This is a genomic window from Trinickia symbiotica (assembly GCF_002934455.1).
Taxonomy (GTDB): domain Bacteria; phylum Pseudomonadota; class Gammaproteobacteria; order Burkholderiales; family Burkholderiaceae; genus Trinickia; species Trinickia symbiotica.
Window position 1 is genome coordinate 13,348 of record NZ_PTIR01000036.1, and the last position, 16,034, is coordinate 29,381.

Sequence of the window (16,034 nt, forward strand, 5' to 3'; positions counted from 1 at the left end):
CCGTCGCCAGGGGGCTCACCGCGCTGCAACGCACAAAAACAAATCCGCCACCCACGTGACACCTTATCGATGAACCCGATTTCCTTGATTTGTATTCTGACGGGCGTAATGCTGAACGCCGGCGCGCAACTGCTGCTCAAAGCCGGCGTCTCAGCCGTTGGACACTTCGATTTCACCCGTGCGAACATTGTGCCTATCGGCTTCAAGCTCGCGATGCAGGTGCCCATCATCGGCGGGCTGGCCTGTTACGTCGTCAGCGTCGGCGTGTGGATCATCGGGCTCTCGCGCGTCGATGTATCGATCGCGTATCCGATGCTCTCGCTCGGCTACGTCGTCAACGCTTTCGCGGCCTGGTATCTGTTTGGGGAGGCGCTCACGATGCAGCGACTCATCGGCATCGCGATCATTCTCGTCGGCGTGCTGGTACTGGCGCGCAGCTAAAACTATCCATTCGATCATGACCCAGGAATTTCCTCCCTTCTTGCCGTTCGTCCGACCCGAAATCGACGAAGAAACGATTCAGGGCGTAGCCGATGTGCTGCGCTCCGGGTGGATCACGACCGGCCCGCAGAACGAGGCGTTCGAGAAGGCGCTGTCGACGTTTTGCGGCGGCCGGCCTGTGCGCACGTTCAACTCGGGCACGGCGACGCTCGAAGTCGGCCTGCGGATCGCCGGCGTGCAGCCGGGCGATGAGGTCATCACGACGCCCGCGTCGTGGGTGGCGACGGCCAATGTGATCCTCGAAGTCGGCGCGACGCCCGTTTTCGTGGACATCGATCCGCGTACGCGCAATATCGACCTCGGCCTTCTCGAAAAGGCGATCACGCCGCGCACAAAGGCGATCATCCCGGTCTATCTCGCAGGCCTGCCCCTCGACATGGACCGGCTCTACGAGATCGCCCGCGCATATAAGCTGCGCGTGATCGAAGACGCCGCGCAAGCGCTCGGCTCGACATGGCGCGGCGAGCGCATCGGCAAGCTTGGCGACATCGTCTCGTTCAGCTTTCATCCGAACAAGAACGTGACGTCGATCGAAGGCGGCGCACTCGTGGTCAACGACGAGCGCGAGGCCGAGCTCGCCCGCAAGTACCGGCTGCAAGGCATCACGCGCAAGGGTTTCGACGGCATGGACTGCGACCTGCTCGGCGGCAAATACAATCTGACCGATGTCGCCGCACGCGTCGGCCTTGGGCAGCTCGCGCAGATCGATCGGTTCACGGCGAAGCGCCGCGCGCTCGCTCGGGTCTATTTCGAACGCTTCGGCAAAGGCGCCGCGCGCGAGCTCGGCGTCGGCCTGCCCTTGGCCGACTTCGAGAACAGCAACTGGCACATGTTCCAGATCACGCTGCCGCTCGAGCGCCTCTCGCTCGATCGGGCCGGCTTTATGCAGAAGATGCACGAGACCTACCGCATCGGCACCGGCGTGCATTACCCGGCCATTCATCTGTTCACGCTCTACCGCGCGCGCGGCTTTGCGCCGGGCATGTTTCCGCACGCGGAGCGCTTCGGCGCGTCGACGCTCACGCTGCCGCTCTTCACGCAGATGACGGATGGCGACGTGGCGCGCGTCGTAGACGCCGTCGACGAAATCTGCGAACACTACGGAAAATAACAATAATGAGCTACATGGAACATCGCTCGACACGCCCGGCTGTCTCCGTCGTCATCCCCGTCTACAACGAGGAGGCGGGTTTGGGGGCGCTCTTCGCGCGCCTCTATCCGGCGCTCGACGCGCTCGGCGAAAGCTATGAAGTGCTCTTCGTCAATGACGGCAGCCGCGACAAATCGGCGGCGATGCTCGCCGAGCAGTTCCGCGCGCGGCCCGATGCGACGCGCGTCGTGCTGCTCGCCGGCAACTACGGTCAGCATATGGCGATCCTCGCTGGCTTCGAGCAGTCGCGCGGCGAGATCGTGCTCACGCTCGACGCCGATTTGCAAAACCCGCCGGAGGAAATCGGCAAGCTCGTCGCGAAGATGCGCGAAGGATATGACTACGTCGGCTCGATTCGGCGCGATCGTCAGGACACGCTCTGGCGGCGCAAGGCTTCGCGCGCGATGAACCGGTTGCGCGAGCGCATCACGCGCATCAGGATGACGGACCAGGGCTGCATGCTGCGCGCCTACAGCCGTCAGATCATCGATACGATCAACCGCTGCGGCGAAGTCAATACGTTCATCCCCGCCCTCGCCTACACGTTCGCACAAAACCCGATCGAGGTCGAAGTCGCGCATGAGGAGCGGTTCGCCGGCGTTTCGAAATACTCGCTTTACAGCCTCATCCGGCTCAATTTCGATCTCGTCACCGGCTTTTCCGTCGTGCCGCTGCAGTGGCTCTCGTTCATCGGCGTCATCCTCTCGATGGGATCGGCGGGCCTCTTCCTGCTGCTCGTCATTCGCCGCTTCGTGATCGGCGCCGAAGTTCAGGGTGTGTTCACGCTGTTTGCGATTACGTTCTTCATGCTCGGCGTCATCATCTTCGCGCTCGGGTTGCTCGGCGAGTACATCGGCCGCATCTATCAGCAGGTGCGCGCGCGCCCGCGCTATCTCGTGCAAACGGTGCTCGGGGCGCGCGAGAGCGATACGGTGGCATCGAGCGCGCTGACGACGCGGACCGCGGGCGAGCCCGAACGCGTCGTCCAGGGAGAGCGCGAGAGATGAACAACGGCCCCCACGCTCACATTCGTTCGCAGCGGGAGGCAATGTGAAACCGCGCGCCGTAGTCTTCGCCTATCACAACGTCGGCGTTCGCTGCTTGCAGGTGCTGCTCGCGCGCGGCGTCGATGTCGCGCTCGTCGTCACGCACGAAGACAATCCGAACGAGAACATCTGGTTCGGCAGTGTCGCCGCCGTGGCGGCCGAGCATGGGATAGAAATCATCACGCCCGCGGATCCGAACGGCGACGAGCTGCGCGCGGCCGTGCGGCGCGCGCAGCCCGATTTCATTTTTTCGTTCTACTACCGGCACATGCTGCCGGCCGACGTTCTCGCGCTCGCGCCGCGCGGCGCCTATAACGTCCACGGCTCGCTGCTGCCGAAGTACCGTGGCCGCGTGCCGACGAACTGGGCCGTTCTCAACGGCGAGACGGAAACCGGCGCGACGCTGCACGAGATGACGGCGAAGCCCGATGCGGGTGCGATCGTCGGTCAAACAAGCGTGCCGATCCTGCCCGACGATACGGCACAGCAAGTATTCGACAAAGTGACGGTCGCCGCCGAGCAGACTCTGTGGCGCGTCCTGCCGGCCTTGCTCGCCGGCGCCGCGCCGCACCTGCCCAACGACCTCGCGCAAGGCAGCTACTACGGCGGACGCAAGCCCGAGGATGGGCGCATCGACTGGGCGCAGCCGGCCGAGCGCGTCTACAACCTGATTCGCGCCGTCGCGCCGCCGTATCCGGGTGCATTCACCGACGTCGGCAACACGCGCTTCATCGTCGCACGGGCGCGTCTCGTGCCGGTCGGCGCAAGCGCCAGCGCCACCCTCGCGAATTTGCCGCCGGGTCTGCACGTAAGCGATAATGCGCTGTTTGGCGTTTGCGGCGACGCACGCGCCATCAAGATTTCCGAACTGTGGTGCGCGCAAGACGGCAGGCCGCTCGTCATCACCCCTTCGCAGTTCCTCCAGCTCACTCATTCTTCCCGTCATTCATGAAAACCGAAGGTTCCACGAAAAAAGTCCTGATTCTCGGCGTCAACGGCTTCATCGGCCACCACTTGTCGCAGCGGATCCTCGAGACGACCGACTGGCAAGTCTTCGGCATGGATATGCAGACCGACCGCTTGGGCGACCTCGTGGATCACGAGCGGATGCATTTCTTCGAGGGTGACATCACGATCAACAAGGAGTGGGTCGAGTATCACGTGAAGAAGTGCGACGTGATTCTGCCGCTCGTCGCCATCGCCACGCCCGCCACTTATGTGCAGCAGCCGCTGCGCGTTTTCGAGCTCGACTTCGAGGCGAATCTGCCGATCGTCCGCTCGGCCGTGAAGTACGGCAAGCACCTCGTGTTTCCGTCGACCTCCGAGGTCTACGGCATGTGCGCCGACGAGGAGTTCGATCCGGAAGCGTCGCCGCTCGTCTATGGGCCCATCAACAAACCGCGCTGGATCTATGCCTGCGCGAAGCAGCTGATGGACCGCGTGATCTGGGGCTACGGCATGCAGGAAGGTCTCGACTTCACGCTGTTTCGCCCGTTCAACTGGATCGGCCCGGGCCTCGACTCGATCTATACGCCGAAGGAAGGCAGCTCGCGCGTCGTCACGCAGTTCCTCGGCCACATCGTGCGCGGCGAGAACATCAGCCTCGTCGACGGCGGCTCGCAAAAGCGTGCCTTCACCGATATCGGCGATGGTATCAGCGCGCTCATGAAGATCATCGAGAATCCGAACGGCGTTGCTTCGGGCAAGATCTATAACATCGGCAATCCGAGCAACAACTACTCGGTGCGCGAGCTCGCGCACAAGATGCTCGCGCTCGCGGCCGAATATCCCGAGTACGCCGAGTCGGCCAAGGCCGTGAAACTCGTCGAAACGTCGTCGGGCGCCTACTACGGCAAGGGCTATCAGGACGTGCAAAACCGCGTGCCGAAGATCGACAACACGATGGCCGATCTCGGCTGGGCCCCCGAAACGACGTTCGACGACGCGCTGCGCAAGATCTTCGAGGCCTATCGCGGACACGTGGCGGACGCCCGCGCGCTCGTCGAACAGCAGCAATAAGAACGGCGGTCGCTTGGCTCGCATCGTCCTCAAGATCGACGTCGATACGTTGCGCGGCACGCGCCAGGGAGTGCCGAACCTCGCGCGCATGCTCGACCGCTACAAAGCGCGCGCGACCTTCCTGTTCAGCCTTGGCCCGGACCATACCGGCTGGGCGTTGCGTCGCGTCTTCCGGCCGGGTTTCCTGAAAAAGGTCTCTCGCACGTCCGTCGTCGAGCACTACGGCATTCGGCAATTGGCCTACGGCGTGCTGCTGCCCGGGCCCGACATCGGCGTGCGGGCGGCGTCCGAGATGCGCGCGATACACGAGGCCGGCTTCGAATGCGGCATCCATACGTGGGATCACGTCTACTGGCAGGACAACGTCCGCCGCCAGTCGCGCGAGTGGACCGCCCGTCAAATGCAAAAAAGCTACGAGCGCTTCGCCGACATTTTCGGGCAAGCGCCCGCAACGCACGGCTCCGCGGGGTGGCAGATGAACGAGCACGCGTTCGCGCAGCTGGATGCCTGGGGCATGCGCTACGCTTCGGACGGCCGCGGCCATGCGCCCTACCGCCCCGTGGTCGGCAACCGCATGCTGGCGCATGTGCAGCTTCCGACGACCTTGCCGACGCTCGACGAGCTGCTGGGCGTCGACGACCTCGATGCGACGAACGTCGCGTCCCGCTTGCTGGCCGCGACCGAACGTAATCCGCACGATCAGGTCTTCACGCTGCATGCGGAGCTCGAAGGGCAAAAGCTCGCGCCCGTGTTCGAGCAACTGCTCGCGGGCTGGCACGCGCAAGGTCGCACGTTTGCGACGATGGGCGACTACCATGCGGCGCTGGACCGCGACTCGCTGCCATCGTACCCTGTGGCGTGGGGCGAGATCCCGGGCCGCTCGGGCGAGCTCATCGTACAGCCCGACTGAAAGCGTCGGCCGCCGCTCGGATCTACCCTCGGCAATACGCACGACGATTTGCGCAACGAGAAACAACAAGGAGAATCAGGTGCCCATTGCAGTCGACCAACCTGTCCCCGATTTCACCGCCCCGGCGACCGGCGGTGATTTCACGCTGTCCGGCTTGCGGGGCAAGAAGGTGGTCTTGTATTTCTACCCCAAGGACAACACGCCCGGATGCACGACCGAGGGGCTGCAGTTTCGCGATCTGTACCCGAAGTTCAAGAAGGCTGGCGCGGAGATCGTCGGAGTGTCGCGCGACAGTCTGCGCTCACACGAAAACTTCAAGGCGAAGCTCGAATTGCCGTTTGCGCTGGTCTCGGATACCGACGAAGCGGTTTGCTCGCTCTTCAACGTCATCAAGATGAAAAAGATGTATGGCAAGGAAGTCCGCGGCATCGAGCGCTCGACCTTCGTCATCGATGCCGGCGGCGTGCTGCGACACGAGTGGCGCGGCGTCAAGGTGCCCGGCCATGTCGACGAAATTCTCGAAGCTGTACAAGGCCTCTGACGCGCGTTATATTGCGTTGCAATGAGTTCCCGTTCATCTTGTTTCCGTCGCCGCCGCGCCGGCTCGCTGGATGCCGTAAGCCTTGCACCCGTGAGGCGCCGCGCGATGCTCGAATCGTCGAGCCGCTTGCTCCGTTGGTTGAGGAGCGGCGGCTTTTTTATTTCCTCGCGGCTATCCGTTGCGGTCGGCCGCGCTCATCAGTCAAGGAGCCGATCGAAATCTAAGGCGAACCGGCGTTTCCAAATTGACACCGCGCCGCCCGGTCGACCGGGACGCCGCTCGACGGCCATAAGCTGCGACGAGCGTTTTCCTTTAGCCGGCGGCGTACGATATGCGACCCGATTCTTAGAGGGACACCATGCCTTTGCCCACCCCGCCCAGCAAGCTCGGCACACTATTGCCGCCCGATGAGTTCAAGGCCAAAGCAAGGCCTGCGAAAAACGCGAGGAAACAAGGCACCGTTGGGGAGCATGCGGAAGCGGCCGAATATGGCGCGACGGGCGGCCAACTAAACGTCGCCGAGCCGATGACGCGCGCCGCGAACGCCGCCGCAACGCTGCGGTCCGTACCGGCGCCCGCCACCGCCTCGCCTGCCGCGGAAGAAGCCTCGCCGCCCGTGCGCGGCCGCAAAGCGAAACAGATGGCCGCGCTGCTGCGGCCCGCGCCCGCTCCGACACCGCTCGCGCGCCAAGAGGCGCCTACGGGTGCGGCGCCGGCCCCGGCCACCGCGCCCTCGACTGCGAAAGGCGCCGGCCGGGCGCGCAAGGCCGGGCCCGAAACCGAGGTCCGCAAGCTCTTCGTTCTCGACACGAACGTGCTGATGCACGACCCGACGTGTCTGTTCCGCTTCGAAGAGCACGACGTCTATCTGCCGATGATGACGCTCGAGGAACTCGACAACCACAAAAAAGGGATGTCCGAGGTCGCGCGCAATGCCCGCCAGGTCAGCCGCACGCTCGATGCACTCGTGGCTAACGCCGGGCCAATCGGCGAGGGGCTCCCGCTCTCGCGGCTCGGCAGCCGGGAAGCGCTCGGACGCCTCTATTTTCAGACGAAGCTGACGGATATCGAGCCCGTCGAAGGTCTGCCGCAGGGCAAAGCCGACAACCAGATCCTGGGCGTCGTCCGGGCGCTGCAGCGCGATCGCGTCGACCGGCAAATCGTCCTGGTCTCGAAAGACATCAACATGCGGATCAAGGCCCATGCACTGGGCCTGCCCGCAGAAGACTATTTCAACGACCAGGTCCTCGAGGACAAGGATCTGCTGTTTTCGGGTGTTCGCGAGCTGCCGCAGGACTTCTGGACCAAGCATGCGAAGGGCATGGAGAGCTGGCAGGACACGAAAACGGGTACCACCTACTACCGCGTGACCGGCCCGCTCTCGCCGAGCCTGCTCGTCAACGAGTTCCTCTATCTCGAGCCGCAAAACGGTGAGCCGACGTTCCACGCGATCGTGCGCGAGCTGAACGGCAAGACGGCGTTGCTGCAGACGCTGCGCGACTACTCGCACCACAAGAACAATGTCTGGGGCATCACGGCACGCAATCGCGAGCAGAATTTCGCGCTCAATTTGCTGATGAACCCCGACATTGACTTCGTGACGCTGCTCGGGCAGGCCGGCACGGGCAAGACGCTCGTCGCGCTCGCAGCCGGCCTGGCACAGGTGCTCGACGAGAAGCGCTACAACGAGATCATCGTCACGCGCGCGACCGTTCCCGTCGGCGAGGACATCGGCTTTCTGCCCGGCACCGAAGAGGAAAAGATGCAGCCCTGGATGGGCGCCTTCGACGACAACCTCGAGGTGCTGCAGAAGACCGACGACAGCGCCGGCGAGTGGGGGCGCGCGGCAACGCAAGAGTTGATCCGCTCGCGCCTGAAGGTCAAGAGCATGAACTTCATGCGCGGCCGCACGTTCGTCGACAAGTACCTCATCATCGACGAGGCGCAAAACCTCACGCCGAAGCAGATGAAGACGCTCGTCACGCGTGCCGGTCCGGGAACAAAGATCGTCTGCCTCGGCAATATTGCGCAGATCGATACGCCGTACCTGACGGAAGGCAGCTCGGGGCTCACCTACGTCGTCGATCGCTTCAAGGGCTGGGCGCACAGCGGGCACGTCACGCTGGCGCGCGGCGAACGCTCGCGGCTTGCCGACTACGCGTCCGACATCCTCTGATCCGAGATCGGAGCGGCCCGCAACCACAGTGCCGCCCGCGGCCCTCCGGCAAATCACCTGGCCACGGCGCCCGGCTCTCAGCCGGGCGCTTTTTCTTGGGCGTGCGGCTTAGCAACGCTTCGCGGCCGAAGTTCAAGTAAATTCTGAAGTTTTCTTGCGAAAGGCCCGGCGGTGCGGCTACTATCGGGCGCATCCATCATTCGTCTGTCGAGTCCTGAAAGTGAAAGCGAACATCGGTTCGCTTTCCGTCCCTGCCATGCGCCGACTCTGGTTCCTCGTGCTGGTCGTCCTGTCGCTCGCCGCGTGCTCGAGCGCGCCGCCGCGGTCCGCACGTTCGGGCGGCAGCGAAGCGGCGAGCGGCGACGCGTTGCGCACGAGGCCGCCCGGCCTGCCGAATTTCATCGATCACAGCATTGGACGCGAGGAAATTTCGATCGAGGCGATGAGCCTGGTCGGTGTGCCCTATCGCTGGGCGGGCAATACGCCCACGAGCGGCTTCGATTGCAGCGGCCTTGTGCAGTATGTTCTTGCGCGTGCCGCGGACGTGAAGCTGCCTCGTACCACGGCAGACATCAGCCAGCGCGGGCAATCGATCGAGCCCGACGAAATCGCACCGGGCGACCTCGTCTTCTTCAATACGGCCGGCAGACCGCATTCTCACGTGGGAATCTATGTGGGCAAGCTGCGTTTCGTGAACGCGCCCTCGACAGGCGGCACCGTGCGGCTCGACTATCTGACGAACCCGTATTGGGCCAGGCGATTCGACGGAATCCGGCGCGTGGCGCCGCCGCTCGAGCGGCCGTCTCCTTTCGATGCCCCGACCTATGTCGCTTCGCCGCGTGTGACTCCGGCTCAGCCGGCGGCGGACCCGACGCAAGCTCAACCGATTGTCGGACAAGACGTCACGGCAAGCGCCGGGCCGGCCGCAGCCAACGGTGGCATCGGTGGCAGCTCGGCAACTCCAAGTGGCCCGCGCGACGCGATCGATGCCGCCTCGGATGCGTTCGAGCCTCCTCCGCCAGCCGCCTCGATGGCCGAGCGCCAGGCCCAGCAGGCCGGCGCGAATTCAGTCGCGCCGCAGACGACACCGAGCGTGCAGATCATGCGAGCGTCGGGCGTTCCCCTCGACGTTCAGCCGGCACCGACATCGACGAGCGACGACCCGATCGCGAGGTTCGCCGCCGGAGCACAATAGCACTTGGCCCTGGCGCCGTGCCGAAACGATCGCGTACGAGTTTGCGCATTAACTTGCGCAATCGCGCGTTGAGACTATAATTTTGCGCATGAAAGCGCGCAAACGGTCCCAGCAGGACCCGATCACGAACGTCGAACGTCTCGCGAAGACGCTTCGATCGACACGGCGCGAGCGCAAAATGAGTCAACAAGTGCTCGCTGACCGCGCCGGCGTCGCGAGACGCACGATCACGAACGCCGAAGGCGCCGAAAATATCGGCGTGCGGGAGCTATGCCGCATCGTCAACGCGCTGGGCTATGAACTGGTCATCCGCCCGATGGACACCGTCGTCTTCGAAGAACTTTCCACCGTGTTCAAGGACGACGAATGACCGCGCTGGAACCGTTCGACATCGAGAGACTGTTCAGGCAAGTTCGACAACTGGAGGTGCACACTCCGCAGGGCGAAAGCGGCTTGCTGACCAAGGAAAGCCGATTCGTCTTCAACTACAAGCAGGTCTCGGACGCCACAGCCGTATCGCTCACGATGCCCGTGCGCCAGCAGAGCTATTCGAGCGGCGATCTGATGGGCGTGTTCGCCATGAATCGCCCCGAGGGTTACCTGCGGCTCATCATCGAAGAGCGTTTAGCGCGCTACGGCGCGCCAAGCGACATGTTCCTGCTGTTTCTCGCCGGGCGAAGCCAGATCGGCAGGCTCACCTACGCACTGCCAGGCGAGTCGTTGCCGCATACGGACGGCGAGCGTCTCGACGAATTGCTTTCCTCGCCGTCCGCGAGGCTCTTCGAGCACTTGGTGGACAAGTACGCACTCGGCTCAGGCATTTCCGGCATTCAGCCGAAAACGGTCGTGCCGATTGTCGATGTCAACGCCAGTCAGGCGCGGCAACGCGCGGCCCTGCCTCTGAAAACCGTCATCGTCAAAGCCGAAGGAGACGATTTCCCGGGCGTAGCGCGTAACGAATTCTTTTGCATGTCGGTCGCAAAAGAAGCGGGGCTCGACGTTCCCGAGTTTTGGCTATCGGACGATGGCCTGCTCTTCGTGATGGCCCGCTTCGATCGACTAGCCGACGGCGCGCCACTTGGCTTCGAGGACATGAGCGTGCTGACCGGCAAAGCGAAATACGAAGGTAGCTACGAGATGATCGCGAAGGCCGTCGACATCTACACGGGCGGAGCGATCGGGGAAAAGCGGAAGCTATTTCAGCGGGTCGCGCTCTCATGCCTGCTTCGAGACGGAGACGCGCATATGAAGAACATCGGTCTCGTCTATGAGGATCCGACCGGCCCACGGCGCCTGGCACCGGTGTACGACGTCGTTTGCACCGATGTCTATGCGTGGCTGGACGGGCGAATGGCATTGAGCCTCAACAAGACAAAAACGTTCCCGGTCGATGAAGACCTTTTCTCCTACGGCAAGCGGTTAGGGCTCGATCGTGAGGACTGCCAAACAATCCTCGACCGAATCAGGACGGCCTACGAAACTGTCGTGGCTCGCCTCGAACAGGATGCGCGATACGAAGCCGGCAAATTGCTTTCGGGTATCCGCGCGGCCATCGAGCGCATGGGCGTACGGCCTGTCGCTCGGCCGAAGCTTCGCTGAGCTCGACTTCGGTCTGTCGAGCTCGCCACCGGCTCAAAAGAGCCGATGACCGCACCACCAGGCCGCCGCGGCAATCAGCGCGGAGGCCGGGAGCGTCAAGATCCACGCCCAGACGATATTGCCTGCCACGCCCCAGCGAACGGCCGAAAGCTTGGTCGTGGCGCCGACGCCGACGATCGCCCCTGTGATCGTATGCGTAGTCGACACGGGGACGCCGAGCGCCGATGCGAGAAACAGCGTGAGCGCCCCACCCGCTTCCGCGCAAAAGCCACCGACAGGCTTCAGCTTCGTGATCTTCTGCCCCATCGTCCGCACGATTCGCCATCCGCCGAATAGCGTGCCGAGCCCCATCGACAGATAGCAGACGCCGACGACCCAGATCGGCGGTGCCGACGATGTCGTCGATGCATAGCCCGTGGCGATCAGCAACATCCAGATGATGCCGATCGTCTTTTGCGCGTCGTTGCCGCCGTGGCCGAGGCTGTATAGACCCGCGGACAAAAACTGGAGCCGCCTGAAGCGTCGGTCCACTTTGCTCGGCGGCGTCCGGAAGTAGATCCACGACACGCTCAACATGAAGAAGGACCCGAGCACGAAACCGAGCAACGGCGAAACGACGATGAAAACCACCGTCTTCAGCAGCCCATCGAAATTGAGCGCCCACCAACCCGACTTCGCGAGCGCCGCGCCGACGAGCCCGCCGATCAGCGCATGCGACGAGCTCGAAGGAATGCCGAAGCGCCAGGTAACGACGTTCCAGGCGATCGCGCCAACGAGCGCGCCGAAGACGACGTAGTGATCGACGATATCGGGGTCGATGGTCCCTTTGCCGATGGTCTGCGCGACTTTCAGGTGAAAGAGGAAATAGGCGATGACGTTGCAGGCGGCCGCGAAGGCAACGGCCTGCTGAGGCTTCAGCACGCCCGTCGAGACGACGGTGGCGATCGAGTTCGCCGCGTCGTGAAAGCCGTTCATGAAGTCGAAGGCGAGTGCGACGGCGATGAGCGCCGCGAGCACCCACACGGTGATCTCAATCGAATGCATTGTTCGAGGTCCGCTCTTTCAGGCGTTTTCCAGGACAATGCCTTCGATGATGTTCGCCACATCCTCGCATTTGTCGGTGACGGTTTCCAGCAGCTCGTAGACGGCTTTCAACTTGATCAGCGTCTTGACGTCGTCCTCTTCGCGAAAGAGCTTGGACAGCGCCGCGCGCAGGACGCGGTCCGCATCCGATTCGAGCCGATCGATCTCCTCGCAGGCCGCGAGGATCGCGCGCGCCTGGCTCAGGTCCGACAGCATGTTGACGGCCTTCTGCACCTGCTTCGCCGTGCCCGTGCAGATGTGGGCGAGCTGCTTCGCTTCCGACGTCACGGATTGGACGTCGTACAGCGAAATTGCGGTGGCGACGTCCTCCATCAAATCGAGGATGTCGTCCATGGTCGTGATGAGCTTGTGGATTTCGTCGCGATCGAGCGGCGTGATGAACGTCTTGTGCAGCAGGTCGATCGTTTCGTGCGTGAGCTTGTCCGCCGCTTTTTCATTGGCTTGCACGCGCTGCTTGTGCACTTCGGCGTCGCCGAGATTGTCTATGAGGAGTTCGAGCTCCTCGCTCGCGGCGACGATGCACTTCACATGCGCGTCGAAGATTTCGAAGAATTTGCCCTCGGTGGGCATGAAGCGACCAAACATGGAATCAGTATCAATGCAATGAATTCAAGCGGTTAGCGGGCATGCCACTCAGTCCCGGACTGCGCTTGCGGGCTCGTCGCGCATATCGTGATCTGTCTGCCGCGCGGCGTCTCTTTGTGACATCTTTGTGACGGCCGACAGTTTACCGGAAAGCGTCCTGACGCCGCCCACGATCGCATGCTCGTGACGCAAGCGCGCGACGCTTCGCCGCGTGGCGGGCAGGTCCTCGCGGCATAGGCGACCGCGTTCCCCGACGCTTTCAATCGGCTAGTACCAGCGCTCGCGCGTAGCGATTGTGCCGCTCGAGCACCGGCTCGATTTCGAGCGTCGTCAGCCGTCCTTCGCGCACGACGACGCGCCCGTCGATGACGCTCAACGCAGCCTGCGCGGGCGCGCAGAATACGAGCGCCGCGACCGGATCCTGGAGCGCGCCGGCAAACTGCGGCGTCCGCAGATCGAAGGCGACGAAGTCCGCCGCCATGCCGGGCGCGAGCGCACCGAGATCGTCGCGGCCAAGCACGCGCGCGCCGCCGCGCGTCGCCATCTCGAGCGCGTCGCGCGCCGTCAACGCCGACGGCCCGTAGCCGACCCGCTGCAGCAGAAGCGCCTGACGCGCCTCGCCGAGCATCTGCGCGCCGTCGTTCGACGCCGAGCCGTCGACGCCGAGTCCGACCGGCACGCCGGCATCGCGCATGCGCCGCACCGGCGCGATGCCCGACGCGAGCCGCATGTTCGAACAGGGGCAATGCGCGACGCCGGTACCCGTGCGCGCGAAGAGCGCGATTCCCGCATCGTCGAGCTGCACGCAGTGCGCATGCCAAACGTCGTGCCCAACCCAGCCCAGATCCTCGGCGTATTCGGCCGGCGTCATGCTGAACTTTTCGCGGCTGTAGGCGACGTCGTGGACGTTCTCGGCCAGATGCGTGTGCAGCGAGACGCCATAGCTGCGCGCGAGTGCGGCCGATTCGCGCATCAGCGGCCGACTGACCGAAAACGGCGAGCACGGCGCGACCGCGACGCGCAGCATCGCATAGCGGCCGTCGTCATGATAGGTCTCGATGAGCCGGCGCGTGTCGGCAAGAATCGCATCTTCGCTTTCGACGACTTCGTCCGGCGGCAATCCGCCGGCGCTACGGCCGACGCTCATGCTGCCGCGGCTCGCATGAAAACGCATGCCGATACGTTGCGCGGCGGCGATGCTGTCGTCGAGACGGCAGCCGTTCGGGTAGATGTAGAGGTGGTCGCTCGACGTGGTGCAACCCGAGAGCATGAGCTCGGCCATGGCAACCAACGTCGAAGTTTCGATCATCGGCGGCGTGAGCCGCGCCCACACCGGGTACAGCGACGACAGCCAGCTGAACAGCTCGGCGTCCTGCGCGGCGGGCAGCGCGCGCGTCAGGCTTTGAAACATGTGATGGTGCGTGTTGACGAGCCCCGGAATCACGATGTGGCCCGCCAGGTCGAGCACCTCGTCAGCGGCGTCCGCGTGCTCGGCCAAGTCGGCCGACGCACCGACGGCAACGATGCGGCCATCCTCGACATAGAGCGCGCCATGGGCGATCTCGCGGCGTGCGTCGTCCATCGTCACGAGCACGTCCGCATTGCGTACCAGCAGGCTGCGGGTCGGCCGGCGTGCGGCGCCGGACATCATCTGTCCTGTCATGCGTTCTCCGCGGCTCACTCTCCGCCGTAGAAGTTCTGCGCTCCCGCGAAGTTGTCGAACTTCGTGAATTGACCATGGAACGTCAGCCGAACGGGGCCGATCGGTCCGTTACGCTGCTTGCCGATGATGACTTCCGCCGTGCCCTTGTCGGGGCTGTCAGGGTTGTAAACCTCGTCGCGATAGATGAAGAGGATGACATCGGCGTCCTGCTCGATAGCACCGGATTCGCGCAAGTCCGACATGACGGGACGCTTGTTGGGCCGCTGCTCGAGGCTTCGGTTGAGCTGCGAGAGCGCGATCACCGGCACATCGAGCTCCTTCGCAAGGCCCTTCAGCGAGCGCGAGATTTCGGAAATCTCGGTCGCGCGGTTTTCGCCCGGCGAGGTCCCCGACATCAGCTGCAGATAGTCGACGATGATGAGCCCGAGCTTGCCGCACTGGCGCGCGAGCCGGCGCGCACGCGAACGCAGTTCCATCGGATTGAGGCCGCCGGTTTCGTCGATGAAGAGCTGCGCCTCACTCATCTTTTGCACGGCGTGCGTGAGCTTCGGCCAATCCTCGTCGGTGAGCCGTCCCGTGCGCATGCGATGCTGATCGAGACGCCCGACCGAGCCGAGCATCCGCATGACGAGCTGCGTCCCCGGCATTTCCATCGAGAAGACGGCGACGGGCAGACCGTATTCGATCGCGACGTATTCGCCGATGTTCATCGAAAAGGACGTCTTGCCCATGGCGGGCCGTCCGGCGACGATGATGAGCTCACCGCCATGCATCCCCGACGTCATCCGATCGAGATCGACGAAGCCTGTCGGCGTCCCCGTCACATCGCTCGGGTTCTCGGTATGGTAAAGCGTATCGATCCGCTCGACGACCTGCGTCAGCAGCGGGCCGATCTCCAAAAATCCCTGCGTGCCGCGCGCACCATCCTCGGCGATCGAAAAGACTTTCGATTCGGCCTCGTCGAGCAACTGCCGCACTTCTTTGCCCTGCGGGTTGAACGCGTCAGCCGAGATTTCATCGGCCACCGAGACGAGCCGCCGCAAGACCGCCCGGTCGCGTACGATCTCCGCATAGCGGCGAATATTGGCCGCACTCGGCGTGTTTTGCGCCAGCGCGTTCAGATAGGCGAGCCCGCCGACATCGTCCGCCTTTCCCGAACTGACGAGCGATTCATAGACGGTGACCACGTCGGCCGGCCGCGTCGCGGCGATGAGGCGGCCGATGTGCTCGTAGATGATGCGATGGTCGTAGCGATAGAAATCGCCTTGCGAGAGGAAATCCGCGATTCGGTCCCATGCGGCGTTGTCGAGCAACAACCCGCCCAACACCGACTGCTCGGCTTCGATCGAATGCGGCGGGACCTTCAGCGACTCGAGTTGGGGATCTTTGGACGGTGCGTTCATGGGATGGGATTATGGCGAAATGACCGGGCCTGTGCCAGCGCGCCATAATCGAGTAGGGGACGGGGTTGCCCCCGTCGCCCTCTCACACCACCGTACGTGCGGTTCCGCATACGGCGGTTCATGAACAACGCTGGAGGCGCCG

15 protein-coding genes are annotated in these 16,034 nt (G+C 63.8%); 11 read left to right on the top strand and 4 right to left on the bottom strand.

The window, feature by feature from the left end; all coding sequences use genetic code 11:
• Positions 1–69 precede the first annotated feature (69 nt).
• The 11 genes from B0G57_RS29610 (at position 70) to B0G57_RS29660 (ending at position 11,137) form a co-directional block, all read left to right on the top strand.
• Positions 70–441 carry an EamA family transporter gene (locus B0G57_RS29610; RefSeq protein ID WP_018442765.1) on the top strand — a complete coding sequence of 124 codons (372 nt, stop codon included), beginning with the start codon at positions 70–72 and terminating at the stop codon, positions 439–441.
• Positions 442–457: 16 nt separating this feature from the next.
• The gene (locus B0G57_RS29615) at positions 458–1,612 is read left to right on the top strand and encodes a DegT/DnrJ/EryC1/StrS family aminotransferase (RefSeq protein WP_018442764.1); all 1,155 of its coding nucleotides are present in this window, start codon (positions 458–460) and stop codon (positions 1,610–1,612) included.
• Between the two features lie 5 nt (positions 1,613–1,617).
• The gene (locus B0G57_RS29620; RefSeq protein ID WP_018442763.1) at positions 1,618–2,658 is read left to right on the top strand and encodes a glycosyltransferase; all 1,041 of its coding nucleotides are present in this window, start codon (positions 1,618–1,620) and stop codon (positions 2,656–2,658) included.
• Between the two features lie 43 nt (positions 2,659–2,701).
• The gene (locus B0G57_RS29625) at positions 2,702–3,649 is read left to right on the top strand and encodes a formyltransferase (protein WP_018442762.1); all 948 of its coding nucleotides are present in this window, start codon (positions 2,702–2,704) and stop codon (positions 3,647–3,649) included.
• Positions 3,646–4,716, top strand: a complete 1,071-nt coding sequence (locus B0G57_RS29630; RefSeq protein ID WP_018442761.1) for a bifunctional UDP-4-keto-pentose/UDP-xylose synthase — start codon at positions 3,646–3,648, stop codon at positions 4,714–4,716. Before B0G57_RS29625 ends, B0G57_RS29630 begins: the two co-directional genes overlap by 4 nt.
• Positions 4,717–4,729: 13 nt before the next feature.
• Positions 4,730–5,626 carry a polysaccharide deacetylase family protein gene (locus B0G57_RS29635; RefSeq protein ID WP_018442760.1) on the top strand — a complete coding sequence of 299 codons (897 nt, stop codon included), beginning with the start codon at positions 4,730–4,732 and terminating at the stop codon, positions 5,624–5,626.
• A gap of 79 nt (positions 5,627–5,705) precedes the next feature.
• The gene (locus B0G57_RS29640) at positions 5,706–6,167 is read left to right on the top strand and encodes a peroxiredoxin (protein WP_018442759.1); all 462 of its coding nucleotides are present in this window, start codon (positions 5,706–5,708) and stop codon (positions 6,165–6,167) included.
• 358 nt (positions 6,168–6,525) lie between these two features.
• Positions 6,526–8,343: a PhoH family protein gene (locus B0G57_RS29645; RefSeq protein WP_018442758.1), complete on the top strand. Its 1,818-nt coding sequence runs from the start codon at positions 6,526–6,528 to the stop codon at positions 8,341–8,343.
• A gap of 256 nt (positions 8,344–8,599) precedes the next feature.
• Positions 8,600–9,538: a C40 family peptidase gene (locus B0G57_RS29650; protein WP_026230054.1), complete on the top strand. Its 939-nt coding sequence runs from the start codon at positions 8,600–8,602 to the stop codon at positions 9,536–9,538.
• 88 nt (positions 9,539–9,626) lie between these two features.
• Entirely contained in the window at positions 9,627–9,908 is a 282-nt protein-coding gene (locus B0G57_RS29655) for a helix-turn-helix domain-containing protein (RefSeq protein ID WP_018442756.1), read from the top strand.
• Positions 9,905–11,137 carry a type II toxin-antitoxin system HipA family toxin gene (locus tag B0G57_RS29660; RefSeq protein ID WP_018442755.1) on the top strand — a complete coding sequence of 411 codons (1,233 nt, stop codon included), beginning with the start codon at positions 9,905–9,907 and terminating at the stop codon, positions 11,135–11,137. Before B0G57_RS29655 ends, B0G57_RS29660 begins: the two co-directional genes overlap by 4 nt.
• A gap of 33 nt (positions 11,138–11,170) precedes the next feature.
• On the opposite strand, the gene B0G57_RS29665 is transcribed toward B0G57_RS29660, so the two are convergent.
• The 4 genes from B0G57_RS29665 to B0G57_RS29680 form a co-directional block, all read right to left on the bottom strand.
• Positions 11,171–12,181: an inorganic phosphate transporter gene (locus tag B0G57_RS29665; protein WP_018442754.1), complete on the bottom strand. Its 1,011-nt coding sequence runs from the start codon at positions 12,179–12,181 to the stop codon at positions 11,171–11,173.
• An 18-nt stretch (positions 12,182–12,199) separates the two neighbouring features.
• Positions 12,200–12,826: a DUF47 domain-containing protein gene (locus tag B0G57_RS29670; protein ID WP_018442753.1), complete on the bottom strand. Its 627-nt coding sequence runs from the start codon at positions 12,824–12,826 to the stop codon at positions 12,200–12,202.
• A gap of 259 nt (positions 12,827–13,085) precedes the next feature.
• A complete protein-coding gene (locus B0G57_RS29675) occupies positions 13,086–14,489 on the bottom strand; it encodes an 8-oxoguanine deaminase (RefSeq protein ID WP_026230052.1) in 1,404 nt (467 codons plus the stop codon).
• Between the two features lie 14 nt (positions 14,490–14,503).
• Positions 14,504–15,892, bottom strand: coding sequence for a replicative DNA helicase (locus B0G57_RS29680; RefSeq protein ID WP_018442751.1), 1,389 nt, complete (start codon positions 15,890–15,892; stop codon positions 14,504–14,506).
• Between the last annotated feature and the right edge of the window lie 142 nt (positions 15,893–16,034).

Coding starts and splice junctions, on each gene's coding strand:
- B0G57_RS29610 (WP_018442765.1), top strand. CDS start 70: ATGAACCCGATTTCCTTGATTTGTATTCTGACGGGCGTAATGCTGAAC.
- B0G57_RS29615 (WP_018442764.1), top strand. CDS start 458: ATGACCCAGGAATTTCCTCCCTTCTTGCCGTTCGTCCGACCCGAAATC.
- B0G57_RS29620 (WP_018442763.1), top strand. CDS start 1,618: ATGAGCTACATGGAACATCGCTCGACACGCCCGGCTGTCTCCGTCGTC.
- B0G57_RS29630 (WP_018442761.1), top strand. CDS start 3,646: ATGAAAACCGAAGGTTCCACGAAAAAAGTCCTGATTCTCGGCGTCAAC.
- B0G57_RS29645 (WP_018442758.1), top strand. CDS start 6,526: ATGCCTTTGCCCACCCCGCCCAGCAAGCTCGGCACACTATTGCCGCCC.
- B0G57_RS29650 (WP_026230054.1), top strand. CDS start 8,600: ATGCGCCGACTCTGGTTCCTCGTGCTGGTCGTCCTGTCGCTCGCCGCG.
- B0G57_RS29655 (WP_018442756.1), top strand. CDS start 9,627: ATGAAAGCGCGCAAACGGTCCCAGCAGGACCCGATCACGAACGTCGAA.
- B0G57_RS29660 (WP_018442755.1), top strand. CDS start 9,905: ATGACCGCGCTGGAACCGTTCGACATCGAGAGACTGTTCAGGCAAGTT.
- B0G57_RS29665 (WP_018442754.1), bottom strand. CDS start 12,181: ATGCATTCGATTGAGATCACCGTGTGGGTGCTCGCGGCGCTCATCGCC.
- B0G57_RS29670 (WP_018442753.1), bottom strand. CDS start 12,826: ATGTTTGGTCGCTTCATGCCCACCGAGGGCAAATTCTTCGAAATCTTC.
- B0G57_RS29675 (WP_026230052.1), bottom strand. CDS start 14,489: ATGACAGGACAGATGATGTCCGGCGCCGCACGCCGGCCGACCCGCAGC.
- B0G57_RS29680 (WP_018442751.1), bottom strand. CDS start 15,892: ATGAACGCACCGTCCAAAGATCCCCAACTCGAGTCGCTGAAGGTCCCG.